The sequence below is a fragment of the Streptomyces sp. NPDC052910 genome (assembly GCF_055585605.1).
Genome location: NZ_JBVJJR010000003.1, coordinates 473,299 through 496,802 on the forward strand (window position 1 = coordinate 473,299; position 23,504 = coordinate 496,802).

Genomic DNA, 23,504 nt, shown 5'->3' on the forward strand with positions numbered 1-23,504 from the left:
GTCCCCGCTCCGGCTCCACGGGCGTTACGACTTTCCGGCGCGACCAAGTACCGTCCTGCCGGTACACCCCTCGCACCGGGGCCCCCGGCCGCCCCGCAGACCCTGGAGCGCAGAACCATGGCATCCGACGCGACGCACGCCGAGCGGCGCGTGAGCCCCGTCTTCCTCGCCCTCGTCGCCGTGATGGCGGTGTCGATGTGGGCGGTGTGGACGGACTACGCGGCGAGCCCCGGCTTCGCCGTGTTCCTGTTCGTCGTCTCCGGCTGGGTCGTCTCGCTCTGCCTCCACGAGTACGCGCACGCGCGCACGGCCCTGCACGGCGGCGACCTCACCGTCGGGGCGAAGGGGTACCTCACCCTCAATCCGCTCAAGTACACGCACGCCGCGCTGAGTGTCGTCCTGCCCGTGGTCTTCGTGATCATGGGCGGGATCGGTCTCCCCGGCGGCGCGGTCTTCATCGAGCGGCACCGGATCCGCGGCCGCTGGAAGCACAGCCTCATCTCGGCCGCGGGACCGCTGACGAACGTCCTGTTCGCCGTCGTCTGCGCGGCGCCGTTCTGGCTGGGCGCGCTCGACGGGGTGCCGGACGCCTTCCGCTACGCCCTCGCCTTCATGGTGCTGCTCCAGGTGTCGGCGGCGATCCTCAACCTGCTGCCCGTCCCGGGCATGGACGGCTACGGCATCGTGGAGCCCTGGCTGACGCCGGGGATGCGGCGACAGGTGGAGCCGTTCGCGCCGTTCGGGTTCCTGGCGCTGTTCGGGTTCCTGATGATTCCGGAGGTCAGCGAGGCCTTCTTCGACGTGATCTACACCGTCATGAAGGCACTGGGCGTCGACGACGGGGACGCGTACTGGGGCCGCGCCCTGTTCCGCTTCTGGGACGCGCCCGGGTGCGTCCCGCCCCCGGGCCAGATGTGTTTCAGCACGGGGTGACCCACACCCTCACTCCGTGACAGCCGCCCCCCGCGCCGCTTCCCGCTCCATCTTCCGCTTGCGGACGTAGAACCAGGCCATGTTGGAGGCGACCCCCGCCAGCAGGATCCAGACGACGCCGAGCCAGCTTCCCCGGGTGAACGAGACGACGGCCGCGGCCACCGCGAGGACGCAGACGGCGAGGGCGTAGAGGGCGAGGCGGGGCATGGGGAACGGCTCCTGTCCGGGGACGGGGAACGGCACGGGGAACGTCGACGGCGACCTGACGCGAGTGCGTACGATCCCGGTCATTGTCCCCCATGCCCGTCATCGGCCCCACGGCCACCCCGCCCCCGGCCGGCGCCGCGCCGGCTCCTCGCCGACAGCGGCCGGGGGCGCGGGACAGCGGATCAGACGTCCGTGACGCGCAGCCCCGCGTGCGCCTTGTAGCGCCGGTTGACCGAGATCAGGTTGGCGACCAGCGACTCCACCTGGTGCGCGTTGCGCAGCCGCCCCGCGAAGACGCCGCGCATACCCGGGATGCGGGCGGCCAGCGCCTGGACGATGTCGGTGTCGGCCCGCTTCTCGCCGAGCACCATCACATCGGTGTCGATCTCCTCGATCTCCGGGTCGGACAGCAGAACGGCGGACAGGTGGTGGAAGGCGGCCGTCACCCGGGAGTCCGGCAGCAGGGCGGCGGCCTGCTGGGCGGCGCTGCCCTCCGCCGGCTTCAGCGCGTAGGCGCCCTGCTTGTCGAAACCGAGCGGGTTGACGCAGTCGATCACGAGCTTCCCCGCGAGCTCCTCGCGCAGCGCTTCCAGGGTCTTGCCGTGACCCTCCCACGGCACGGCGACGATCACGATGTCGCTGCGCCGCGCGCACTCGGCGTTGTCGGCGCCCTCGACGCCGAGGCCCAGCTCGGCGGCGGCGGTCTCGGCGCGGTCGGCGGCGCGGGAGCCGATGATCACCCGCTGGCCGGCCTTGGCCAGCCGGTAGGCGAGGCCACGCCCTTGGTCGCCGGTGCCGCCGAGGACACCGACCACGAGACCGGAGACGTCCGGAAGGTCCCAAGGGTCCTTGGCGGCAGGCTTTGTTGTGACAGGGGAATCGGCGGAATCAGCGGGACCGGCAGAACCAGCAGAAGTAGTCATGACAGCGATACTGTCACGCCCGCCACGACCGTCACGGGACCGCACCGGGTACCCCCGCGTACCGTCGTGCACCGCCGGGCGCAGGAGGAGCGGGGCACGATCGGGTGAGCCGGGCGGCTTCCCCGTTTTTCGCCCGGTTCGTCGCGGCAGGATGGTGAGCCATGGACGCTGTGCGAGTCGCGCTGGTGCGCGAAGTGCTCGCCGGGACCGACTGGTTGCGGGGCACACGCCGCTTCGCGGGGACGCCGCGCCGGCCGGCCCGGGCGCACGGCGGCGGCCTGCGGCTCACCGGAACGGCGGAACACGAAGCCTGGTACCTCGCGGCACACCCGGACGAGGAGACGGCCCGCTCGGGCCTCCCCGAGCCACGCCCCACCCCCGTCCGCCACCGGGTGCCGCCGGGCGCCCCGGCGCACCCGGCGGCGTGGCCGGAGCGGCCGGAGCGGCCGGGCGGCGGCGGGCACGACCGGACGCTGCCGTTGGTGGTGCGACAGGGCGGACCGCCGCCCGGGAAGGCGCTGCCGGAGCGGGTGGATAGAGAGGCGCTGCCGGGGTGGGGGGACGGGGGCCGGCGCGGCGGAGCCACGGCCCCGACGCCGGACTGCGGCGGGGGCGCGGACAGCGAGGGCCGGGACAGCCGCGAAGACTGGGAAGGCCGAGAAGACCGGGAGAGTCGCCGGGCCCGCGAGGCCCGCGAGAGCCGCGAGAGCCGCGAGGCCCGCGAGGCCCGCGAGAGCCGGTCGCTCACGCACGAGGTGCCGGCGGTGCCCGCCTCCGCCGGGCCGACCTTGTGCACGGTCCAGCGCCCGGTCAGTACCGCCGCCGCTGAGGACGCACCGCCCGGTCGCCGCCACCGCGACCGGCTCTCCCGGCCGGCCGATTTGCCGTCCCGGCAGTCCGACCGGCAGCCCCGGCCGTCCTATCGACTCTCCCGGCCGTCCGACCGGCCGCCCCGGCCGCCCCGGCAGTCCTATCGACTCTCCCGGCCGTCCGCCCGGCTGTCCGGCCGGCTGTCAGACCGACCGGCCGGCCGAGTCCCGGCCCCGCCGTGGGAGCCGTGGTGAGCGGGCTCGCGCGGCGCCTCGGGGCGCGTAAGGCGCCTCCCCGGCACTCGGTCCGCTCCTCGTCCCGCACCCGCTCCTCATCTTCCCCATCTTCTTCCCCATCTTCCTCGACCGGCCCTTCCAGCCCTCCGGGCACCTCCAACCCGTCGGGTGCCTCCGGCCCCTCCGGTAGCGCGGGCTCCGCCTCCCGCGTGAGACCCGTCACGCAGCGGCGTCGCGTCACGCACCACGCGCGCGGCCGAACCGCACGGCCACGCGGCCCGGCGGCACACCGTAAACTCCCCGCCCACCGCGGCCTTTTCGCGACATTCCGGGGCATCACTCACCTCCCTCCCTTCCGCCCGCTGCGTTCCTTCTGGAGCTCCCGCCCCGCGCGGCGTCAGGGCAAAAACGTTTGCTCGCACCACTTCGGCCACGGACCATGGACCCCCGTGACCGAGCACGCCCCCTCCGCATCCCCTCCGGAATCTCCGGAACCGCCGGCATCTCCCGAGCCGGCATCTCCCGAACCGCAGGCATCGCCGGAATCCCCGGAACCTCCCGGCACAGCCACGGCTCCCGCCACCGCCGCACCTCCCGCCACCACCACGGCTCCCTCCGCGGCCCCCGTCACGGCCCCCGTCACGGCCCCCGTCGCGGTCCGGCTGCGTGCTCTCCTCCCCGACCTGACCCCCTGGCGCGCGTCACGCGACTTCCGGCGCATGTGGATGGCGGGGCTCGTCACCGTCTTCGGCAGCTTCCTGACCTTCGTCGCCCTGCCGGTGCAGCTCAAGGAGCTGACCGGCTCGACGCTCGCCGTCGGTGCGATCGGCGCGGTGGAACTCGTTCCGCTGATCGTCTTCGGCCTCTGGGGCGGCGCCCTCGCGGACGCCCTCGACCGCCGCAAGCTGATCCTCTGGACCGAGGCCGGACTGGGCGTACTGAGCGGCCTGCTGCTGCTCAACACCTTGCTGCCGCACCCGCTCGTCTGGCCGCTGTATCTGGTCGCCGGCCTGGTCAGCGCGCTCACCGGACTCCAGCGCCCTGCGTTGCAGTCGATCGTCCCGCGCATCGTCGCGCACGACCAACTCCCCGCCGCCATCGCGCTGAACACCATGCGCTGGCAGGTCGGCGCCATCGCGGGCCCGTCGCTCGCGGGCCTGATAATCGCCTTCGGCGGCCTCCAGTGGGCCTACGCCCTGGACGTCGCCTCCTACGCGGTCTCGGTCCTGTTCACCGTCGGCCTGGCCGCCTCCCCGCCCGCGCGTGACGCGGAGAAGCCGTCCGTGCGCGGCATCCTGGAGGGCGCCCGCTACGCCTGGAGCCGCAAGGAGTTGCTCGGCACCTACGCCGTCGACATGGCGGCGATGTTCTTCGCCTTTCCCAACGCGGTCTTCCCGTTCCTCGCCGACGACCTCCACGCCCGCTGGGCGCTCGGCCTGATGTACGCGGCGAGCGCGATCGGTTCACTGCTCGTCAGCCTGACCAGCGGCTGGGTCTCCCACGTGCACCGGCACGGCCGGATGGTCGTCGGCGCGGCGCTCGGCTGGGGCGCGGCGATGGCGCTGGCGGGCTGGATGGACGACATCTGGCTGGTGCTGCTGATGCTGGCGCTGGCCGGTGCGGCGGACACGGTGAGCGGCCTGTTCCGCTCGGCGATGTGGGACCAGACCATCCCCGACGAGCTGCGCGGCCGGCTCGCGGGCATCGAGTTGCTTTCGTACTCGGTGGGCCCGCAGCTCGGCCAGGTCCGCGCGGGCGGCATGGCCGCCCTCACCAACGTGCGTGCCTCCGTATGGGCGGGCGGCCTGGCCTGCGTCGCCTCGGTCGGCCTGCTGGCCATGACCCTGCCCAAGCTGCTCTCCTACGACCAGCGCACCGACGAACACGCGGTCCGCATGCGCGAACGCCGGGCACGGAAGCCGGAGGTGACGGAGGTGGTGGAAGCGGCGTAGGACGGGACGGGGTCCCGTCGGCCGCACCGCGCGCCCGTCAGCCCTTGAGGGCGCTGCGGGCCTTCCACTCGGGCCACGTCGACTGCCAGGCGCCGAAGCCGTTGCCGGGCTCCGTGACCTCGGTGTTCTTGGTGTTCTTCACGACGACCGGGTCGCCGATGCGGATGCGGTCGAACAGCTTCTTGGCGTCGCCGCTGTACATGCCGACACAGCCGTGGCTGGCGTTGAGCGCGCCGATCTTCCCCGCGTTCCAGTCGGCGGCGTGGATGAAGGTGCCGGACGAGGTGAGGTGCACGACCGAGGTGGTGGGCAGGCTCGGGTAGGCGTCGCCGAGGCCGACCGATGCGGACTTCATCGTCTCGTGGGCGTTCTTGGCGAGCACGACGTGCGTACCGCCACGGGTCGGGTAGGTGTCGGAACCGGCGGATATCGGGTACGACGCCACGTCCTTGCCGCCTTCGGTGACCGACATGCGGTGGCCGGCGACGTCCACGGTGACCACGCGGTTCTCGCCGACGGTGAACCCCATGGCGTAGTCGCGGGCGAAGGCGCGCCCCTGGCCGCTCGGCAGGCCCGCGAGGTCGCCCTTGAGCTTGACCTTGGTGCCCGGCTTCCAGAAGTCCTTGGGGCGCCAGTCGATCCGGTCCTTGTGGTCGAGGTCCTTGACCCAGCCCCACGACCCCTCGGTCCTCGGGGAGGTCTCGACGTGCAGGTTCCGCTCGATGTCCGCCTTCTGGGCGTCCGTGACCGGGTGGTCGAACAGCAGGGAGACCGGTTGGGCGACGCCGACCGTCGACCCGTTGCCCGGCACGAGTTCCAGCTTGTTGGGCTTCTCGGGCGCGGCGGTGGTGACCGTCCCGGAACCGTTCCGCTTGTCCCCGCCCTTGGCCTTCGCGGTGTAGCCGACCGTGTAGGTGCTGGCGGGCCGGGTCCCGGATCCGGAGGTCCAGGAACGGCCGTCGGCGGAGATTTTGCCGTCGAGACGCCGGCCGTGCTGGTCGGTGACGGACACGTCGGCAAGGCTGCCGTCGCCGGAGGTCACCTTGAGCGTGATCGGGGATCCCGGTGCGGCGCCCTTGGTCTTGTCGGCCGGTGTCATGCCGACCTTGACGTCCGCCGCTCCCCCGCCCCGGCCGGCGGCGTCGCTACCGCCGCCGCTGCCGCCGGAACCACCGCATGCGGTCGTGAGCAGCAGCCCGGCCGCCGCGGCGATCGGCAGCAGGGCGCGGGGGACGGACGACGTACGGATCACGGCGGCGGCTCCGGGAGGGTCGGGGTGCGACGGGCCTACGGTTCGTTGGCCCTTACATCCACAGAGAGCGGCAGCGCGCGCGGCCGGTTCCGTCCCTCTGACACCGCTTCGTCATGATCTGCGTCACGCGGGGCGGGAGCGATCCGGGAAAGGGGATCCAGAGAGGGGAATCCGGGGAGGGGCATCCGGGGAGGGAGCGATCCGATCCTTGGTACGTGCTTTCTGAACTCAGGGTGATGCGCTTGGGGCGGGACCCAGAGGGACTTCTCCCCTCAGCCTCGGCCCGCGCACGGACCGATGCCGTTGTTTCCGCTGAGGATGGGAACGGGGACGGACAGGACGGGCACCTCAGAACCGCACAGGTGAATGGGGATGTTGGGGAGGTCGGCGCCGCCGCACTGGTTGAAGGGGCCGGCGATGGGCAGGCCGGCGAGGTTTCCGGCGCCGGTCCCGGTGCCGCGGGCTGCGCTCCCCCGGGCCGTGGCGCCTTCATGGTCGGCGCACCCGTTCCCGAACGCCGGCGACAGGGCCCCGCCGATGCCACCCGCGACCACCGGCCCGGCCGATGACAGCACCGCCACCGCCGCTCCCGACACCACGGCAATCCCCGCAACCACCCTGTTCACGGTCATACCGGGACAACGACCACTTCCCAGCGAGGTCACCGGCTCCGACTACGGAAACACGCGCTTTACGGGTCGGCCCGGGCTAGGCACTCACCGCCGTCTCCAGCAGTTCCTTGAGCCGGGCGAGATCGGCGACGACCATCGCGGTGTCCCGCTCGAAGTCGGCGTCGCTGGTGTCCGGCCGCCGGCGGAGGGTGAACACCGCTTCGCTCCCCGCCCCGTCGGCGATCACGCGGAACGGATTGTGGACGGTCTCCCCGGAGGGCAGCGTGACGTCGTGGTCGAGCACCCCGAACGCGTTGCGGGGTGCGAAGGAGACCACGACCCGCCCCATGGGCGAGGATTCCGCGACCCACTCGTCCCCCCGCTTCTCCAGGGAGCCGCCGAGGCCGCGGGCCCAGGCGGGCAGGTTGGCCGGGTCGGACGCGTAGGCGTAGACCTCGTCGAGGGGGCGATCGATGTGGACGCCGATGTGACGGCTTTCCCTGCCGGTGCCGGTCATGTCGCCGGTCATGTCACTGGTCATGACCGTGACGGTAGCGAGGCACCGGCGCCGTTCTCTTGAACGAATCGGACGCGCGGGAGAGAGGTGCCCGCACAGCCCGCCCCCCGCCCATCCGCCCATCCGGCCGCCCGGCCACCGGCCGCCCGGCCACCGGCCGCCCGGCCACCGGCGCATGCCTCCCTCCCCCGATGCGCTCGCCACCCAGGGGCGTCAGCCCTCCCCGTCACCCCCAGTCGCGCCCGCGCCCTTGCCCCGCTCCCCGTCGTTCCACCGCGGGTCCTCCCGCCACTCCGTCTCTCGCTCCCGCGCCGTCTCCATCGCGTGCGCCGCCTCCTCGCGGGTGGAGTACGGGCCGAAGCGGTCGGCGGCGCGGCACTGCGGGCCTTCCTCCACCGTGCCGTGTTTGAGGCAGTAGTACCACTCACCCGGTTTGCCCGCCGGGCGCTTCTTGAACAGGGCCATGGGAACTCCTCCTTCGCCGGTCGTCGGCCGACCATCGGTCCATCGCCGATCGTCGGTCGATCGATACTCCACCGATTCTCCGCCGGTGCCCTGCCGGACCGCTGCCGAACCTCCGCCCGTCCCGCTGCCGGACCTCCGGCGTTCCACCACCGGGCCGCCCCCGGCCCACCGACCGGCCCCCACCCACCGCCGGCCCACCGACCGGCCCGCCACCCGCGCACCACCGCCGGCCTCTCGCCCCCGTGCTCCCCGACCGGCCGTGACTACACTCGCAGACATGTCTGGCCAGTCACTTCTCGTCCCCGGGACACTCTCTCCCGCCCGCCCCGTACCCGCCTCGATCCCGCGGCCCGAGTACGTCGGCAAGGAAGCGCCCACTCCGTACACCGGACCCGAGGTCCAGGACGCCGAAACGATCGAGCGGATGCGGATCGCGGGCCGCATCGCCGCGCAGGCGATGGAGGAGGCGGCCAAGCACATCGCGCCCGGCGTGACCACGGACGAGCTCGACCGGGTCGCGCACGAGTTCATGTGCGACCACGGCGCCTACCCCTCGACGCTCGGCTACCGCGGTTTCCCCAAGTCCCTCTGCTCCTCGGTCAACGAGGTCATCTGCCACGGCATCCCCGACTCGACGGTGCTGCGCGACGGCGACATCGTCAACCTCGACGTGACGGCGTACATCGGCGGCGTGCACGGCGACAACAACGCGACGTACCTCTGCGGCGACGTGGACGAGGAGTCCCGGCTGCTGGTGGAGCGCACCCGTGAGGCGCTGAACCGGGCGATCAAGGCGGTCAAGCCGGGGCGCCGGATCAACATCATCGGCCGCGTCATCGAGTCCTACGCCAAACGCTTCGGCTACGGCGTGGTCCGGGACTTCACCGGCCACGGCATCAACTCGTCCTTCCACTCCGGCCTGATCGTCCCGCACTACGACAGCCCGCACCACGACACCCTGATCCGGCCGGGGATGACGTTCACCATCGAGCCGATGCTGACGCTGGGCACGTACGAGTACGACCTGTGGGACGACGGCTGGACGGTCGTCACGAAGGACCGGAAGCGCACAGCGCAGTTCGAGCACACCCTGGTGGTGACGGAGACGGGCGCGGAGATCCTCACCCTGCCGTAGGACCGCCGCAGCGCTTCTCACGGCGGCCTCCCGCGACGGCGGCGACGGCGGTATCGTCTTTCCGACAGCGCGTCGGGAAAACGATTGACTTAGGTAACCCTAACCGTAGACAATCGGCTCACGGGACGCTTCGGCGTACTCGTGGACCGGTTGTTCGTCGCTCGCCCGTCGCTCCCGTCCCCTCGCCACCGGAGGCCCGCCGTGGACTCGTCCGACACGACCCCGCACGCCCCCTCCGCCCCCTCCCCTCTCCCGACGCCGTTCTCCGTGCTCATCCGCACCGCCTCCCAGGGGGAGCACACGGAGGCCGAGAACTCGTCGTTCATGAGCGACCTGCTCGGCGGCCGGCTCGGTCTCACCGCCTACCGCCGCTACACCGAGCAGCTCTGGTTCGTCTACCGGGCCCTGGAGGCCGCCGCCCCGGCCCTCGCCGACGACCCCGTCGCGGGCCCGTTCCTCCGCCCCGAACTCGCCCGCACCGGCCAGCTCGAACGCGACCTCGCGCACCTGGGCGGCCCCGGATGGCGTACCGGCCTGCGGGCCCTGCCGGCCACCGAGGCGTACGCCGCCCGCATCGAGGAGTGCGCCCGCGACTGGCCCGCCGGCTACGTCGCCCACCACTACACCCGCTACCTCGGCGACCTCTCCGGCGGCCAGGTCATACGCGGCACCGCCGAGAAGACCTGGGGCTTCGCCCGCAAGGGCGACGGCGTCCGCTTCTACGTCTTCGAGGACATCGGCAACCCGTCGGCCTTCAAGCGCGAATACCGCGAACTGCTGGACGCGCTGCCGCTCGACGACCTGGGAAGGCAGCAGGTCGTCGCCGAGTGCAGGCGCGCCTTCGCGCTCAACACGGCGATGTTCCGGCAACTCGGCGAGGAGTTCCCGCTGAGCGCGTGACCGGGGGGGACGGCAGGGTGCGTCGGCGGATCTCGGGTCAGGGCCGCGTCCGACTGCGCCCGAAGCCCCGGCGGGCGGTGACGCGCGCGCCGTCATGGGCGACGAACTCGCCGCCGCAGAACGGGCCGTGGACGCGTTCGCCGCCGGCCTCGAGCCCGCGCGGCACCTCACCGTGCGCCCACCTCACCGTGCTCCCAAGGGGAGGCGGCTCGCGGCGAGTTCACCGCCGATCTGCCGCACGGGCGCGGCGTCCTGGGTCAGCCGGCGGGGCCGCGCCGGCACGTCGTCCTGCGCCCCCGCACTCAGGCGGTCGCCGTGGCAGCCGGTCCCGCGCCGTTCGGCGATCCGCACCACCCACCCTCCCGACGGCGGTCACCGGCACGACGTACGAGCGTCCGCCGACGGTCGGTGGGCCGCGGTCTCGCCGGGTATTACGCTCAGGCCCTCACATGGATGTGAAGGACGGCCGAGCGCACCACACGAGGGTGATCACATGCGGAAGCACCTGCGAATCGGGGAGTTGGCGGAACGCACCGGAACATCGCGGCGGCTGCTGCGCTACTACGAGGAGCAGGGCCTGATCGCCGCCGGCCGGTCAGCGAACGGCTACCGCGCATACGACGAGCGCTTCGTCGACCGCGTCCTGCAGATCAGGGGACTGCTGGACGCCGGCCTGCCGACGCGCATCATCAAGCAGATCCTCCCCTGCCTCGATCAGCCCCGCACCATCTACTTCTCCGACGCCACCCCCGAGATGCTCGCCACGCTGGAGCACGAACGGGACCGCATGACGGCCCGCATACGGTGCCTGGAGCGCAACCGGGACGCCATAGAGGAGTACCTCGACGCGGTCCGCCGCGGCGCCCGTCCGGACGCGACGGCCGGGGAACAGGCCGGAGGGCGCGTCCGGGAGCGCTCCGAGGAACCGGGCCACACGCCCGCGCCCGCGCCGCTCACAGCATCCTGAGCGCGCGGACGAGCGGCGCGCGGCCGGACGGGTGGATGGATGGACGAGCGGGCGGGCGGCCGGACGAGCGCGCGGATGGACAAGCGGGCGGACGGCAGTGCGTGACGCGAGCGGAATCCGCCCCGCCGCACACTCCCGCCACGCACCCCCGCCATGCCGGCCACCGCCACGCCCCTCCCCCTTATGCCCTCCCCCTCACGCCCTCCCCCTCACACCGTCCGCCGCTCCAGCACCTCCGCGCGCCCGCCGACCTCGATCGCCCCGTCCGGCAGCGGGCGGGTCACGATGCGGGAGCCGACGCCCTGCCGGATGTCCAGGGCGCGGCCCAGTTCGGCGGTGAGGACGAGGGCGGCGGCGCCCGTCGCCTCGTCCTCCAGGATGGAGTCGCCCCGGCGCGGGAAGGCCCGGGCCCGGACCCGGCCGGCCGCCTCGTCCTCCCAGGCCCAGGCGTACAGCCAGCCTTCGCCGGGCGGCGGCGCGGGCAACGCGTCGACCTCGGCCACGGACCCGTACCGCTCCATGCGCCGCCCGGACGCCCACTCGGGCCGGCCGGCGATCCGGATGAGGTCTCCGTCGCGGCGCACCGGCACCTCCCCGGCGGGCGGGCGCAGCGTGTCGACGTCCGGGAGCAGGGAGGCGACGCCGATGAGCGGATGTCCGGCGAACGGCAACCGGACGCTGGGCGTCCGGATGTCGACGATCCCGCGCACGGCGTCGTCGACGAACACGGTCTCGCTGAAGCCGAGTTCGGCGGCGAGCTCCTGCCGCCGCTCCGAGCCGGGGACGGACGCGCCGTCCAGGACGACCCCGAGCGGATTGCCGCCCCGGCCGTCCTCACCACGGAAAACGCTCAGTATGTGAAGGCTGATCATTTCCCCATTGAACGCCACTCCGGGTGCGGCGGGTGGTGGGGTGCCGGTTCTCGGAGCCCGGCGGCCGTCCCGGCCCGGCACCGGCTTGCCCGCGTACGGCCCGGTCCTGCCGTCACCGGCTCAAGCCGGGGCGGGGCGGTCCGGGGCGGGGCGGGGCGGTCCGGTGCGGGCATGTCGATCGAGGCGGGCTTGGCCGGGTTGACGACGATGCGGATGCCGCTGATCCGGCCGTCGGTGACGGTGAAGGCGATGACGGAGCGAGGGGTTCCGTCAGCGCGCCAGGACATCCGGCCGGGAACGCCGTCGGCCAGCACGGGCCGGCTGCCGGCGGCCATCGGCGTCGACCCCGCCGGCCGGCGGTCCAGGCTGACGCGGCCCACCACGGTGGCCGGCCGGCCCGGCCAGGTTGCCGATGGCCGCCTCGTCCCGGCGAACGAGACGCATCCATGCCTCCCGGACCACGTCCTCGGCATCGGCCTCATCCTCGGCATCGGCATCGGCGTCGTCCTCTGCATCGGCCTCGGCATCGGCATCGGCATGCGAGCCCAGCGCGCGGTGCGCGACGGCGCGCAGCCGGTCGCGCTGGGCTTCGAGCGCCTCGGTCACCGGGCCGGACGGGCGCCCGTCACGGCTTCCGCTGCTGACGGAGCGAGACCTGGTTGCCGTCCGGGTCCACCGCCTCGACGCGGACCCCGAACGGGTAGTCCTCGGGCTCGTCCCGCGTGAAGACGACGCCGCGCCGCCGCATGACCTCGAAGTCCTTCCGCAGGTCGTCGGATTCGAGGATCAGCGGGCCGGGCGCCACCTGCCCGTCCCCCTCGCCCGGCTGTCCCGCGGCCGTCGCGTGCGGCCACAGGATGATCTGCACCGGGCTGCCGGGGACACCGACGGTGAGGAAACGTCCGTCAGGCCCGGAGAAGTCGATCCGCTTCTCCAGGCCGAGTCCCCCGGTGTAGAACTCCAGCGCGCGGTCCTGGTCGGTGACGTAGACCGTCACGTACATGAGCTGGGTAAGCATCGTGTCTCTCGTTTCACTCGTCGGCACGACGACGGTTCGTATGCGGTCGTCGCCACCATGACGAGTGCCGGCGGGAAAAGGTGACAGGACCGGTCCGCCGGTTGTCGTGACGGGCCGCCGCCCGTCCTCCTCCCCCCCAGGCGCCTCCCCTCACCGAGCGTGCCGGTACGCGGCGCGCCAAGCGGCGGGCGGTACGCCGGTCTGGCGTCGGAAGAACGTGGTGAAGTTGCCGGCGTCCCGGAAGCCGAGGCGCCGGGCGCAGCCGCCGGCCGGCAGGTCGGTGTGGGCGAGCAGCCGTTTGGCCTCCAACAGGACGCGCTGGTCGAGGAAGGTCTTGGCGCCGGTTCCGGTGGCGGCGCGGGTCGCGCGGGTGAGCGTGCGCACGTCGTAGCCCAGCGCCCGTGCGTAGTCGGACACGTGGTGCCACTCGGTGAAGTGCTCCTCGACCGCGTCCCGGTAGCGACGGAACACCTCGGTGTGCCGGTGGCCGGTCCCTTCCGCCCCGGCGGGGGCCGGCGCGTCGGGGAGGGCGCGCAGGATGAGCGCCGCCAGCAGGTGGGAGAGCAGGGCGGGGGACGCCGGGTGTGGCGTACGCGCCGCCGCGTCGTGTTCGCGACGGAGGTGTTCGGCGGCGAACAGCGCGAGGTCCAGGCGCTGCCGGTCCAGGCGCCAGCAGGCCGGCGCGGCGGCTTCCGAGGCCGCGAAGCCGGGAAGAAAGCCGGTCCGGAAGAGGATCAGCGGGCCCTCGCACGCATCGACGTCACTCCAGCGGTGCACCATGCCGGGCCGGATCCAGACGGCGCTGCCTTCCCTCAACCGGTAAGCGTGGAAGTCCGCTTCGTGGCGGCCGGTCCCCGAGCCGACCACGGCGAAGACGTGGAAGTCGGGGCGCTGCGGCTGCGCCCGGCGCCGGTGGGCGTCCATCGCACGCAGCGCGGCGAACGAGAGCACCTCGACGCCGTACACCGACCCGATGGCCGGCAGGTAACGCAGTTGCCGCACTGCTCCGTGTCCGTTTTCCACAACTGTTCCGTCCCTTTCCACCACTGGGTGACCTCCCTCCCCGCCTACCGTCGGGCCGGGCCTGGCGGTCAGGCCCAGTCAACCGGTTCAAGCCGCGGCAGGACGTGCGAAACCGCCCGCCGCAGCGGGTACCGCACCGGACACGGAGGCATGAGGATGACGGAAACGACAACGGCGGTTCCCGTGGAGGGCGGGTCCCTCGACGTACGGACAGGGGGGCGGACCGGACCGGCCCTGGTGTTCGTCCACTACTGGGGCGGTTCGGCCGGCACGTGGAACGGGGTGCTGGAGCACCTGCCGCCCGCGCGGGCGACGGTCCGCTTCGACCAGCGCGGCTGGGGCACTTCCCGGGCGCTGCCCGGCCCGTACCACCTCGACCGGCTCGCCGACGACCTCGCCCGCGTCGTCGCCGCGTGCGTGCCGGGCCCCTTCGTCCTCGTCGGCCATTCGATGGGCGGCAAGGTGAGCCAGCTCCTCGCGGCCCGCCGGCCGGACGGACTGGCCGGCCTGGTCCTCGTCGCCCCCGCGCCACCGCGGCCGCCCGTCACGGTGACCGAGGAGCACCGGCGGGGCCTGGCACGGGCCTACGACTCGCCCGACGCGGTGCGGCACGCCCTCGACCACGTCCTCACCGCCACCCCGCTGCCCGAGCCGGTGCGGGCCGCCGCCGTGCGCGACAGCCTCGCCGCCGGTGCCGAGGCCCGGTGCGAGTGGCCCCTGCGCGGCATCGCGCGGGACATCACCGACGCCGCACGGGAGATCACCGTGCCGGTGGCGGTACTGGCGGCGGAGAACGACGTGGTGGAGCCACCGCGGGTCCTCCGCGACCACCTTCTCCCCTACATCCCGCACGCGACCCTGCGGACCGTCCCCGACGCCGGCCACCTGCTCCCCGCGGAAGCCCCCGGCGCCGTCGCGACGGCTCTGACGGACTTCCTCGCGGTCATGGAACGCTGACCGGGCAGCACCGGGGCCGGACCCGAAGGCGGCGCCGCAGCCGTGGGGCGGCTGCCCCCGCCGCGGCGCCACAGCGCCCGGCCGTCCTCACCCGTCCCGGCGGCAACGGCCTTCCTCCTCCGCCGCCGCCAACGGGGTGTTGCCCCAGCCGTGTTCCAGCAGGGCGAACAGGTCCCGCAGGGTCCCGGCCGGGTCGTCCCCGGCACGAGCGAGGGCGGGGGCTTCCAGGGTGAAGCGGGCCAGGCCGGCGACGGCGGGGGCGTCCGGGGCCAGTCCGGTGGCTTCGGCCAGGGCGGCGGCCAGTGCCTTCTCATGGCGTGACCACATGCGTCGTGCGTAATCCCGCAGTGCGGGAGTGGATTCGACGAGGACGAACGTGGGGTCGTCGGTCCGCGCGGCGGTACGGGTGCGCACCATGTGGTCGCGCAGCGCGTGCAGCACGGACTGGCCGGGAGCCCGGTCGCGAACGGCGGCGACCAGGGCGCTCTCGATGTCCGCGTCCAGGTCGAAGACGAGGGCTTCCTTGCTGGGGAAGTGCTTGAAGAGCGTGCTCAGCGAGACGTCGGCGGCCTCCGCCACCTCGCGGACGCCGACGTTGTCGAAGCCGCGCTCGGTGAACAGCCGTACCGCGGCGTCCGAGAGGGCCTGCCTGGTCCGGGCTTTCTTGCGCTCGCGGCGCCCTGTCGTCGTCTCGGCCATGCCGCCACCTTACCCCGCTGAAGGGATTCGATCTCAAAGGCGATCGGCTGGAAAATCGGAGCAGTTGTACTTTCGGAGCGGCTGTGCTTGTGTGAACGAGGACGCCCGGCCCGCCGCGCACGACAACGGCCCGTCGGCGGCTGAGGGCGGGCGGGGCCGGACCGGGTCACCCCGCGCCTCGCACTCCAGCAGCTCAGCACCTCCGCGCGTCAGCTCGTCAGCACGTCAGCACGTCAGCACGTCAGCTCCTCAACACCTCAGCACGTCAGCACCTCAGCACGTCAGCACGTCAGCACGTCAGCACCCCCAACACGTACACGTCCGTACACGTCACCACCGGCCGCCGGCACTCCCTCATCCGCAGAACGGAGCGCGCCCCTCATGCCCCCAATGCCCCCCAAGACCCCCATGACCGCCACAAGCACCGCAACCCCCACGCCCCCCACCCCTCGCATAGCGATCGTCGGCGCCGGCCCAGGCGGCCTCGTCTGCGCGCGCGTCCTGCAGCGGCACGGCGTGCGGGTCACGGTCTTCGAGCGGGAGAGCGACCCCTACTCCCGCTCGCAGGGCGGCACCCTCGACATCGACGAGGACACCGGCCAGAAGGCTCTGCGCGCAGCCGGGGTGCTCGACCGGTTCCTTGCCCTGTCCCGGCCGGAAGGCCAGGAGTGGCGCCTGTACGACCGTCACGCGACCCTGATCCGCCACGACCGGGCCGCCGAGGGCGATCTGAGCAGGCCCGAGATCGACCGCGGCCGGCTCCGCGCCCTGCTGCTGGATTCCCTCGCCCCCGGCACCGTCCGCTGGGGCCACCCCGTAAGGGCCGTCACACCGCTGCCCCACGGCGCCGCCCGCCTGCACCACCACGACCGCGGCACCGAGGACTTCGACCTGGTCGTCGGCGCCGACGGAGCCTGGTCACGGGTCCGCCCAGCGCTCTCCGGCGCCCGGCCCGCCTACGCCGGCGTCACGATGGTGGAGGCCCGCTTCGACGACGTCGACCACCGCCACCCGGGCATCGCCCGCCTGGTCGGGCCCGGCACCATGTCGGCCAAGGCGGGCCGCCACAGCCTGGTGATGCAGCGCACCGGCGACGGAAACGTCCGCGCCTACATCACCTTCCGCGGCCCCGAGGACTGGCACGCCGGCCTCGACCTCGCCGACACCGAGGCGGTGCGCGCCCGCCTCCTCACCCGGTACCAGGGCTGGCACGAGAGCCTGCTGGACATCCTGCGGGACAACGACGGCGGTTTCGTCAACCGGCCCATGTACGTCCTCCCCGTGCCCCACTCCTGGCAGCGCGTCCCCGGCATCACCCTGCTCGGCGACGCCGCGCACCTGATGCCGCCCGCCGGGGTCGGCGCCAACCTCGCCCTCCTCGACGGCGCCGAACTCGCCCGGGCCGTCATCGACCACCCCACCGTCGACCAGGCCCTCGACGCCTACGAAAGCGCCATGCTGCCCCGCGCCCACGACAACGCGAGGACCGCCCGGCAGATGCTCGCCACCCTCATACCGGACACCGAGTCGGACGAGGCCGCCTTCCCCGGCACCGTCTGGCCGACGGACCCCCGCCCCGACCCTCACCCCCTCACCACGCGCTGACGGCCGGGCCCGGAAGCGGGGCGCCCGCGAGTGGCTGTGACCACGCACGGGCACCGCCTTTTCGATAACCCGTTGCCCTGGAGTCAACCGGCCGACTAGGTTCGCCCAGCCGCCCGCGCGAGTGCGGGCCGGCGCTGTCGACGAGGAGGTGTGCAGCACATGCGCAGGAGTGTCCAGGTGTCGAGCTCGCGTACTGACCTTTGCCGCCCCCTCACGACGGAGACACCTTGTCCCTCCGCATCACCCCGCTGACCGACCCCGCTCACGGGCCGCACGGCCGGCGTCTCGCCTGGCTGGCGTCGGACGCGGATTCCATCCCCGCCGGGACGGCCTTTCTGCGCCTGTTCGACGGCGGACAAGAGCACCTGGCCGAGCTCGACCTCCGCGTTCATCCCGCGGAGCGCCGCAAGGGCGTCGGCTCCCGGCTCCTCGACACCGCCGTGGCCACCGCCCGGGACAACGGCAGGCGCCGCGTCGTCGCGGAGGCGGAAGCCGGATCGCCCGGCGACCGCTTCCTGACGGCGCGCGGTTTCCGGCAGGTCCTCACCATGAGGTTCACCCGCTTGTCCCTGCCCGACGTGGACACCGCCGCACTCACCGGGATCATCGAGCGTCCGCATCCCGGCTACCGGCTGAGGTCATGGCGGGGAACCGTCCCGGACGGCCTCGCCCGGACGTTCACCGCCTCCCGCCGCGCCATGGACGACATGCCCGTGGACGACGCGGACTTCGGCACCGTGACCTGGGACGTGGACCGCGTGCGGGCCGCGGCGAAGGCCGTCGAACAGCGCGGCGACCACCTGCACACAGTCGTCGCCGTCGACGCCTCCGACGGCTCCGTCGCCGGGTTCACCGAACTCGTCATCCCCGGTGACGGCACAGGCGACGGCCGGCACTACGGCACCGGTGTGCTGCCCGAGCACCGAGGACACGGCCTCGGCCGATGGATGAAGGCCGAGTCGATCCGGCAGGCCCGGAGGGGCTATCCGGAGCTCGGCGGCCTCCTGACCGACACCGCCGACAGCAACTCGCACATGAGACGGATCAACGACGGCCTCGGCTACACGCCCACGCACACGACACACCGGCATCAGCTCGACCTCTAGCGGCGAACGGGCGGGCTTCGGCCGAGAGCGAGCGGGCTGGACCGGGGTGCCACCCCGCCCGGCCCGCCCGCGCTTTGATGCACGGCCCAGCGGCGGCGGACCACACCGTGAGCGGCACGACCGCGACAGCGGACAACACACGGCCCCCATGGCGCACAGCGCACGGCGCACGGCCCGCCGGGGTGCCTCGGGCCCGCCCGCCCTGCCCGTCGGCGTGCCCCGGGCCACCCCGCTCCCCCGCACTCCACTCCACCCCACTCCACTCCACTCCACTCCACTCCACTCCGCCGCCCGGTCACCGGCTCACACCGCTACCGGGAACGCGTACCGCACCCCCGTCGCCCGTTCCGACAGTTCCCACAGGCGGCGGCCGGTGGCGGGGTCGGCGGCGGTGGGGGCGAGTGCGACCTCCGTCGGGGCGCCGCGCAGTTCGGCCGGGCCGGACGGCCCGATGAACAGGCTGCCGTCCAGGCCCGGTTCGGTGGCGGCGTACAACTGCGGCAGCGCGCCGCGCTCGGGCGACTGCGCGAGGAGCGGGTTGCCGAGGCGGCCCAGCAGCAGCCGCCACACCCCGAACGGGGACTTCATCTGGAGGCCGGTGGCCGTGTAACCGGGGTGGGCGAGGAGGCTGCGCACCGGGCTGCCCGCCTCCGTCAGCCGTCGGTGCAGTTCCCGGCCGAAGACCGCGTTGGCGAACTTCGACTGGTTGTAGGCGCCCATCGGTGAGTACCGGTGTTCGCCGGTGAGGTCGTCGAAGTTCAGGCCCGCCTTGCGGTGGTTGACGGAGCTGACGGTGACGACGCGGGGATCCCGGCCGGCGGCGAGCAAGTCGAGCAGCAGTCCGGTGAGGGCGAAGTGGCCGAGGTGGTTGCAGGCGAACTGCGTCTCGTGCCCGGACGGGGTGAGCGCGCGCGGCAGCGCCATCACACCGGCGTTGTTGACGAGTACGTCCAGGTGGTCGTGGTCGGCGCGGATCCCGTCGGCGAAGGCGCGGACCGAGTCGAGGTCGGCAAGATCCAGCCGGCGCACCTCCGGGCGGGCGCCCGGCCGTTCCCCGGCGGCGTCGGAAGCCGCTTGGTGGCCCTTCTCCACGTCCCGTACCGCCAGGATCACGTGTCCGCCCCGGCGGACGAGCGCCCGGGTGGTCGCGAGGCCCAGCCCGCTGTTGGCTCCGGTGACGACGAACACCCGGCCGCTGAGATCCGGGATCCGGTCGGCGGCCCACGGCCGCCGCTGCTCCTTGGTCATGCGGCACACGCTGCCGCGCATGACACTTGGTGTCAAGATGCGCCTGAGTGCCATGCGCGGCACTTCGCCGGTACGATGTCCCCCGTGACCTCCCGCCCCGACTCCGCCTCCACCACACCCAGCACGCCCGGCACGCCCGGCACGCCCGGCACGCCCACCGCACCCACCGCACCCACCGCACCCACCGCACCCACCGCTCTCACCCTCGCCGAGCGCAAACGCCGGCTCGTCTCGGACGAACTGTCCGAAGCGGCCTTGCAGTTGCTCGCCTCGAAGGGGTTCGACGCGGTGACGGTGGACGAGATCGTGGCCGCCGCCGGCGTGTCGAAGCGGACCTTCTTCCGCTACTTCGCGTCGAAGGAGGACGTCGTCGTCCGCTTCCTGGCCGACATGGGCACCGGCATCCACGCCGAACTGGCCGCCCGCCCGGCAGGCGAACCCCCGTCCGCCGCCCTCCGGCACGCGGTCTGGGTGCCGGTCGAGGCCTGCGCGGGCCACTCCGAACGAGCGTTGCGGGTGGTGCAGTTGATCCTGCGCACCCCCGCCCTGCTCGCCCGCTTCCTGGAGCGGCAGGCCGCGTGGCGCGAGGACCTCGCCGCCGAGCTCGGCCGCCGCCACGGCCGCGACCCGGAGACCGACCTCTACCCCCGGATGGCCGCCGGAATGGCCCTCACCGCTTTCGACGCCGTCCTCCGCCGCTGGAGCGACAGCGAGGGCACGGAGGACCCGGCCGCCCTCCTGGAGCGGGCGTTCGCCGTCATCACCCCGGCACTCGACGCTGCGGCCACCTGACCCACGGGACGCCAGAACGCGCTGCGGCTGCGCCCCCAGCGACTCAGGTGGCGCACGGTGCGGGCGATGACGGCGGCGGCGGCACGGTCCGCCCGTGCGGCGTCCTCCGGCGACGGCGCGACGACGGGCGGCAGTTCGCGCGGGCGCAGCGCGCCGTACTCCGTGAACCGGCGCGTCCCGCACGCGGGGCAGCGCTCCTCGCCGCCCTCCGACTCCCAACCGCCGAGGTGACGGCAGTGGCCGACGAGGCGGCCGACGGTTCGCTTCATCACGCTCTCCCTCATGCGGCGGTGTGCGGGTCGGGGCAGCGGAAGGCGCGGCTGCGGCTGGGGCAGGCGAGCAGCATCAGCCGGACGATCCGGCCGTCACCGGTCGGCCACTCCAACGGCAGCTTCCGTACGCCGTCGTCCAGTTCACCTTGCGCGTAGCCGACGATCCGTCGCGCCGGCACCCGCGCGACCGGCCGGTCGGCGGCCAGCCGGGTCTCCAGCCAGGCGACGCAGGAGGCCGGGTCGGCGAGCCGCGCGGCGTGCAGCGAGGCGGCCTTGCGCACCCAGGCGGCCGGCGCGGCGTTGACGGCCGGCGGCTTGCCGCACTCCGGATCCGCCTCCTCGTCCCGGGTCGGAGCGGCGGCCCCGGACCAGTAGAAGGCGTGCCAGTGCGGTACGGACCGCTCCACGACAGGTGGTCGCGCCCCGCCCGAAGCGTCCCCCGGTGCACCGTCCGGCGCGCCGCCCAACGGCAACCGGCAACACACCGCCTTCCCTCCGCCGGGCGACCTCTCCGCGTTCCAGTCCCCACCGGTCAGCCGGTCGACAATCAGCAACCCACGCCCCTCCTCCCCCTCCCGCACCCCAAGCGCCGACGGCCACTTGACCACCGGCAGCGCCGACGACCGGTCCCGCACCCGGATGTGCAGCACCCCGTCACACACCCGCAGCGTGAGCCCGCACTCCCCCTCCCCCGCGTGCTTCACCACGTTGGCCAACAGCTCGCCGACAACGCACAGCGCGTCGTCCACGACGGGCTCGACCAGCCCCCACCAGCGCAGTTGCAACCGCACGAAGCTGCGCACCTGCGGCAGCTTCGTCGGCGACGGGGTGAGGGCGAGCGACAGTTCCAGCTTCAGGTCGTGCACGGGGAGAGTCATGGCGGCTCCATGCTGAGGGCGCGCAGCACCCAGGGCACACATGATCGACTCCGGGTTACGCGCCGAACGCGGTGCGTGATGACTCAGCATGATGTGGGTCACACTGGCATCCGGTCAAGCTTCTGCTTGGCAGATTGCCAATCTGTTGCCAACTGCCGCTCCAGAGCGGCTTCCAGACAGCACGCCAGGCTGTACGCTCGGCCAAGCCGAAGCAGCGAGCAGATGGAGGAGCAATGGCACTCACATCCGGCGTCGGCCCGCTCACCGCACGACGCAGGCTGGGCGCCGAGCTGCGGGCACTCAGAGACCGTCAAGGCCTGACCACCGAGGAGGTCGGTGATCACCTTCGATGCCACAACTCCAAGATCAGCCGGATTGAGACCGGCAAGCGCTCATGCACGAAGCACGACTTCGAAGCACTGATGGAGTTGTACGACGTTGAGGATCCCCTGCTCACTGAACTCACGGAGCTGATGATTCGCGGCAAACAGCGCGTACCGCCCTGGTGGCACGCCTATCGCGATGTCATCAGCGCCAACTACAGCGACTTCCTTGCTTACGAGGCCGACGCTGTGCACAGCCGTGAATACCAGCCGCTACTGATCCCCGGCTCTCTCCAGACCCCCGACTACGCGCGCGCGGTGACCGGCGTCAGCTACGCCGCTCTCGGGCCGGACCAAGTAGACAGCCTGGTCGAGGTACGGATGCGCCGCCAGGACAGACTCCGCGAGGACGAGCCGCTCACCTATCAGGCTGTTGTCACTGAGGCCGCTCTGCGCCTACGTGTTGGGGGGTCGACGGTGATGCGGGGACAGTTGCAGTATCTGTGCGAGGTGTCTCGCTTGGAGAACGTCAGTCTCCGAGTCATCCCCTTCGAGGCAGGCGAGCGAGGCGCCAGCACAGGAAGCTTCGTACTCTTCAGCCCGGGGAAGAACGCCAGTGCCGATGTCGCCTTCACAGAGTCGGCCGAAAACACGGCCTGGCTCAGGGAGGAGCAACTGACGCTACGACGTCTGACCCGCTTGTTCAACAACTTGTCCGACGCCGCGCTCTCGGAGGATGACAGCCGTGAGCTGGCTGAAACCATCAGAAACGAGCTGCCACGATGAACAAGTCAACCGACGCGAATCCGCCCCACCCCTCCTGCGTGCACTGGTGGAAAAGCTCCTACACGGCCGGAAACGGGCAGTGTGTGGAAGTCGCGGTTATTCCGGAACTCAACGGGCTCGCGTTCCGCGACTCCAAGGACGTCAGCCGCCCGTCGGCTCGCGTACCGCTCGTTGCTTGGGCCGCTTTCGTCGATGCCGTACGGCAGGACTCGCTATAGCGCACGCTTCTGCCAGGTGAGAACGCCTTGGCTCGCCAGAGCCACAGCGGCGCAGCAAACATCTGCCTTGATCCAGCCATCTTGACCGGAGCGAGGCAGACGGTACGTAACAAGCGACGTGGCGTCGGTGGCCGGCCACCCGGCAACCCGCCCAGCAAGTGGCGCGGCCCACCGGCGCCGGGTCCCCGGGAGCGACCCCGCGGTCTCGCCGGAGGGACGAGCCGGCTCCGCCGGCAAATGCCTCGACAGCACCCCCGGCCATAGGGAACGCTTCGCGCGATGGCCGTAATCGATTACACCCCGCCCTCGTGGGACGAGCGCACGCAGCTCACCACGTTTCTCGACTACGCACGTGACACCGCCCGCGCCAAGTGCGAGGGTATCTCGGCGGAGAACGCGCGCAAGGCGTTGTTGCCGGGATCGCCGCTGATGACGGTGAGCGGACTGATCAATCACCTGCGCTGGGTGGAGTATTACTGGTTCCAGGTGGTGTTCCTCGGCGAGGAAGACCGGGCGCCGATGACCGAGGAGGACCCCGACCGGGAGATGCGTATCGCGGTCGACTTCCCGCTGGAGCGCTTGCTCGGCGAGTACGCCGAACAGAGCGCGCGCTACCGCCGGCTGGTCGAGGGGAGCAGCCTGGACGAGCGTGCTCGGGGAGCCGTCGGTGAGGGGGTCCACGTCGACTTGCGCTGGATTCTCCTCCACCTCACCGAGGAGACAGCCCGCCACAACGGCCACTTGGACATCCTGCGCGAGCTGCTGGACGGCACGACCGGCAACTGAGCGGTCGTTTCCT

General features: G+C 72.5%; 26 protein-coding genes and 1 pseudogene. 12 read left to right on the plus strand and 15 right to left on the minus strand.

What is annotated here, in order from left to right; translation table 11 throughout:
• The first annotated feature begins 117 nt into the window (after positions 1-117).
• The gene (locus ACZ6X9_RS13070; protein WP_469778062.1) at positions 118-933 is read left to right on the plus strand and encodes a site-2 protease family protein; all 816 of its coding nucleotides are present in this window, start codon (positions 118-120) and stop codon (positions 931-933) included.
• 9 nt (positions 934-942) lie between these two features.
• Here ACZ6X9_RS13070 and ACZ6X9_RS13075 read toward each other — a convergent pair whose 3' ends face one another.
• Together ACZ6X9_RS13075 and npdG are read right to left on the minus strand one after the other, a co-directional pair.
• Positions 943-1,140 carry a hypothetical protein gene (locus ACZ6X9_RS13075; RefSeq protein WP_469778063.1) on the minus strand — a complete coding sequence of 66 codons (198 nt, stop codon included), beginning with the start codon at positions 1,138-1,140 and terminating at the stop codon, positions 943-945.
• A 182-nt stretch (positions 1,141-1,322) separates the two neighbouring features.
• The gene (gene npdG, locus ACZ6X9_RS13080) at positions 1,323-2,063 is read right to left on the minus strand and encodes an NADPH-dependent F420 reductase (protein ID WP_469778064.1); all 741 of its coding nucleotides are present in this window, start codon (positions 2,061-2,063) and stop codon (positions 1,323-1,325) included.
• A gap of 1,765 nt (positions 2,064-3,828) precedes the next feature.
• Between npdG and ACZ6X9_RS13085 the strand changes: the two genes are divergently transcribed.
• Entirely contained in the window at positions 3,829-5,061 is a 1,233-nt protein-coding gene (locus tag ACZ6X9_RS13085; RefSeq protein ID WP_469778065.1) for an MFS transporter, read from the plus strand.
• Between the two features lie 37 nt (positions 5,062-5,098).
• Here the strand turns inward: ACZ6X9_RS13085 and ACZ6X9_RS13090 are convergent, their stop codons facing one another.
• The 4 genes from ACZ6X9_RS13090 to ACZ6X9_RS13105 form a co-directional block, all read right to left on the minus strand.
• A complete protein-coding gene (locus ACZ6X9_RS13090) occupies positions 5,099-6,313 on the minus strand; it encodes a L,D-transpeptidase (protein WP_469778066.1) in 1,215 nt (404 codons plus the stop codon).
• Between the two features lie 272 nt (positions 6,314-6,585).
• On the minus strand, positions 6,586-6,930 hold the full coding sequence (locus tag ACZ6X9_RS13095) for a chaplin family protein (protein WP_469778067.1): 345 nt from the start codon (positions 6,928-6,930) through the stop codon (positions 6,586-6,588).
• Between the two features lie 91 nt (positions 6,931-7,021).
• Positions 7,022-7,441 carry an SRPBCC family protein gene (locus ACZ6X9_RS13100; protein ID WP_469778642.1) on the minus strand — a complete coding sequence of 140 codons (420 nt, stop codon included), beginning with the start codon at positions 7,439-7,441 and terminating at the stop codon, positions 7,022-7,024.
• Between the two features lie 213 nt (positions 7,442-7,654).
• The gene (locus ACZ6X9_RS13105) at positions 7,655-7,906 is read right to left on the minus strand and encodes a hypothetical protein (RefSeq protein ID WP_469778068.1); all 252 of its coding nucleotides are present in this window, start codon (positions 7,904-7,906) and stop codon (positions 7,655-7,657) included.
• Between the two features lie 277 nt (positions 7,907-8,183).
• Here ACZ6X9_RS13105 and map point away from each other — a divergent pair, with 277 nt between their 5' ends.
• Together map and ACZ6X9_RS13115 are read left to right on the plus strand one after the other, a co-directional pair.
• Positions 8,184-9,041, plus strand: coding sequence for a type I methionyl aminopeptidase (gene map, locus ACZ6X9_RS13110; RefSeq protein WP_469778069.1), 858 nt, complete (start codon positions 8,184-8,186; stop codon positions 9,039-9,041).
• 201 nt (positions 9,042-9,242) lie between these two features.
• On the plus strand, positions 9,243-9,941 hold the full coding sequence (locus tag ACZ6X9_RS13115) for a biliverdin-producing heme oxygenase (RefSeq protein ID WP_469778070.1): 699 nt from the start codon (positions 9,243-9,245) through the stop codon (positions 9,939-9,941).
• Positions 9,942-10,124: 183 nt separating this feature from the next.
• Here the strand turns inward: ACZ6X9_RS13115 and ACZ6X9_RS13120 are convergent, their stop codons facing one another.
• Entirely contained in the window at positions 10,125-10,292 is a 168-nt protein-coding gene (locus tag ACZ6X9_RS13120) for a hypothetical protein (protein WP_469778071.1), read from the minus strand.
• A gap of 154 nt (positions 10,293-10,446) precedes the next feature.
• Here ACZ6X9_RS13120 and ACZ6X9_RS13125 point away from each other — a divergent pair, with 154 nt between their 5' ends.
• Positions 10,447-10,908 carry a MerR family transcriptional regulator gene (locus ACZ6X9_RS13125; RefSeq protein WP_469778643.1) on the plus strand — a complete coding sequence of 154 codons (462 nt, stop codon included), beginning with the start codon at positions 10,447-10,449 and terminating at the stop codon, positions 10,906-10,908.
• Positions 10,909-11,117: 209 nt separating this feature from the next.
• Here ACZ6X9_RS13125 and ACZ6X9_RS13130 read toward each other — a convergent pair whose 3' ends face one another.
• The 4 genes from ACZ6X9_RS13130 to ACZ6X9_RS13145 form a co-directional block, all read right to left on the minus strand.
• Positions 11,118-11,780 carry a PhzF family phenazine biosynthesis protein gene (locus tag ACZ6X9_RS13130; RefSeq protein WP_469778072.1) on the minus strand — a complete coding sequence of 221 codons (663 nt, stop codon included), beginning with the start codon at positions 11,778-11,780 and terminating at the stop codon, positions 11,118-11,120.
• 270 nt (positions 11,781-12,050) lie between these two features.
• On the minus strand, positions 12,051-12,386 hold the full coding sequence (locus tag ACZ6X9_RS13135; RefSeq protein ID WP_469778073.1) for a hypothetical protein: 336 nt from the start codon (positions 12,384-12,386) through the stop codon (positions 12,051-12,053).
• A 19-nt stretch (positions 12,387-12,405) separates the two neighbouring features.
• Entirely contained in the window at positions 12,406-12,798 is a 393-nt protein-coding gene (locus tag ACZ6X9_RS13140) for a VOC family protein (protein WP_469778074.1), read from the minus strand.
• 150 nt (positions 12,799-12,948) lie between these two features.
• Positions 12,949-13,821, minus strand: coding sequence for a helix-turn-helix domain-containing protein (locus tag ACZ6X9_RS13145; RefSeq protein ID WP_469778075.1), 873 nt, complete (start codon positions 13,819-13,821; stop codon positions 12,949-12,951).
• Between the two features lie 156 nt (positions 13,822-13,977).
• Here ACZ6X9_RS13145 and ACZ6X9_RS13150 point away from each other — a divergent pair, with 156 nt between their 5' ends.
• Positions 13,978-14,778, plus strand: a complete 801-nt coding sequence (locus ACZ6X9_RS13150) for an alpha/beta fold hydrolase (protein ID WP_469778076.1) — start codon at positions 13,978-13,980, stop codon at positions 14,776-14,778.
• An 87-nt stretch (positions 14,779-14,865) separates the two neighbouring features.
• Here the strand turns inward: ACZ6X9_RS13150 and ACZ6X9_RS13155 are convergent, their stop codons facing one another.
• Complete coding sequence (locus ACZ6X9_RS13155) at positions 14,866-15,477, minus strand: TetR/AcrR family transcriptional regulator (RefSeq protein WP_469778077.1); 612 nt, start codon at positions 15,475-15,477, stop codon at positions 14,866-14,868.
• A gap of 390 nt (positions 15,478-15,867) precedes the next feature.
• Here ACZ6X9_RS13155 and ACZ6X9_RS13160 point away from each other — a divergent pair, with 390 nt between their 5' ends.
• Positions 15,868-17,082 carry an FAD-dependent oxidoreductase gene (locus tag ACZ6X9_RS13160; protein ID WP_469778644.1) on the plus strand — a complete coding sequence of 405 codons (1,215 nt, stop codon included), beginning with the start codon at positions 15,868-15,870 and terminating at the stop codon, positions 17,080-17,082.
• A 227-nt stretch (positions 17,083-17,309) separates the two neighbouring features.
• The gene (locus tag ACZ6X9_RS13165) at positions 17,310-18,188 is read left to right on the plus strand and encodes a GNAT family N-acetyltransferase (RefSeq protein ID WP_469778078.1); all 879 of its coding nucleotides are present in this window, start codon (positions 17,310-17,312) and stop codon (positions 18,186-18,188) included.
• A gap of 303 nt (positions 18,189-18,491) precedes the next feature.
• On the opposite strand, the gene ACZ6X9_RS13170 is transcribed toward ACZ6X9_RS13165, so the two are convergent.
• On the minus strand, positions 18,492-19,436 hold the full coding sequence (locus tag ACZ6X9_RS13170) for an oxidoreductase (RefSeq protein WP_469778079.1): 945 nt from the start codon (positions 19,434-19,436) through the stop codon (positions 18,492-18,494).
• Positions 19,437-19,676: 240 nt separating this feature from the next.
• On the opposite strand from ACZ6X9_RS13170, the gene ACZ6X9_RS13175 reads away from it, so the two are divergent.
• Complete coding sequence (locus ACZ6X9_RS13175; protein ID WP_469778645.1) at positions 19,677-20,228, plus strand: acyl-CoA-like ligand-binding transcription factor; 552 nt, start codon at positions 19,677-19,679, stop codon at positions 20,226-20,228.
• A 56-nt stretch (positions 20,229-20,284) separates the two neighbouring features.
• Here ACZ6X9_RS13175 and ACZ6X9_RS13180 read toward each other — a convergent pair.
• Both ACZ6X9_RS13180 and ACZ6X9_RS13185 read right to left on the minus strand, forming a co-directional pair.
• Positions 20,285-20,512 (minus strand): annotated as a pseudogene (locus ACZ6X9_RS13180) (DUF6255 family natural product biosynthesis protein); the annotation flags it as partial.
• The gene (locus ACZ6X9_RS13185) at positions 20,509-21,378 is read right to left on the minus strand and encodes an ATP-binding protein (RefSeq protein ID WP_469778080.1); all 870 of its coding nucleotides are present in this window, start codon (positions 21,376-21,378) and stop codon (positions 20,509-20,511) included. The pseudogene ACZ6X9_RS13180 and the gene ACZ6X9_RS13185, both read right to left, overlap by 4 nt.
• Positions 21,379-21,611: 233 nt before the next feature.
• Between ACZ6X9_RS13185 and ACZ6X9_RS13190 the strand changes: the two genes are divergently transcribed.
• The 3 genes from ACZ6X9_RS13190 to ACZ6X9_RS13200 all read left to right on the plus strand — a co-directional run bounded on the left by ACZ6X9_RS13190 (position 21,612) and on the right by ACZ6X9_RS13200 (position 23,491).
• Entirely contained in the window at positions 21,612-22,487 is an 876-nt protein-coding gene (locus ACZ6X9_RS13190; RefSeq protein WP_469778081.1) for a helix-turn-helix domain-containing protein, read from the plus strand.
• A complete protein-coding gene (locus ACZ6X9_RS13195; RefSeq protein WP_469778082.1) occupies positions 22,484-22,705 on the plus strand; it encodes a DUF397 domain-containing protein in 222 nt (73 codons plus the stop codon). The genes ACZ6X9_RS13190 and ACZ6X9_RS13195 overlap by 4 nt, the downstream gene beginning before the upstream one ends.
• A gap of 279 nt (positions 22,706-22,984) precedes the next feature.
• Positions 22,985-23,491 (plus strand): DinB family protein, encoded by a 507-nt coding sequence (locus tag ACZ6X9_RS13200; RefSeq protein ID WP_469778083.1) that lies wholly within the window; start codon positions 22,985-22,987, stop codon positions 23,489-23,491.
• Positions 23,492-23,504 lie beyond the last annotated feature (13 nt).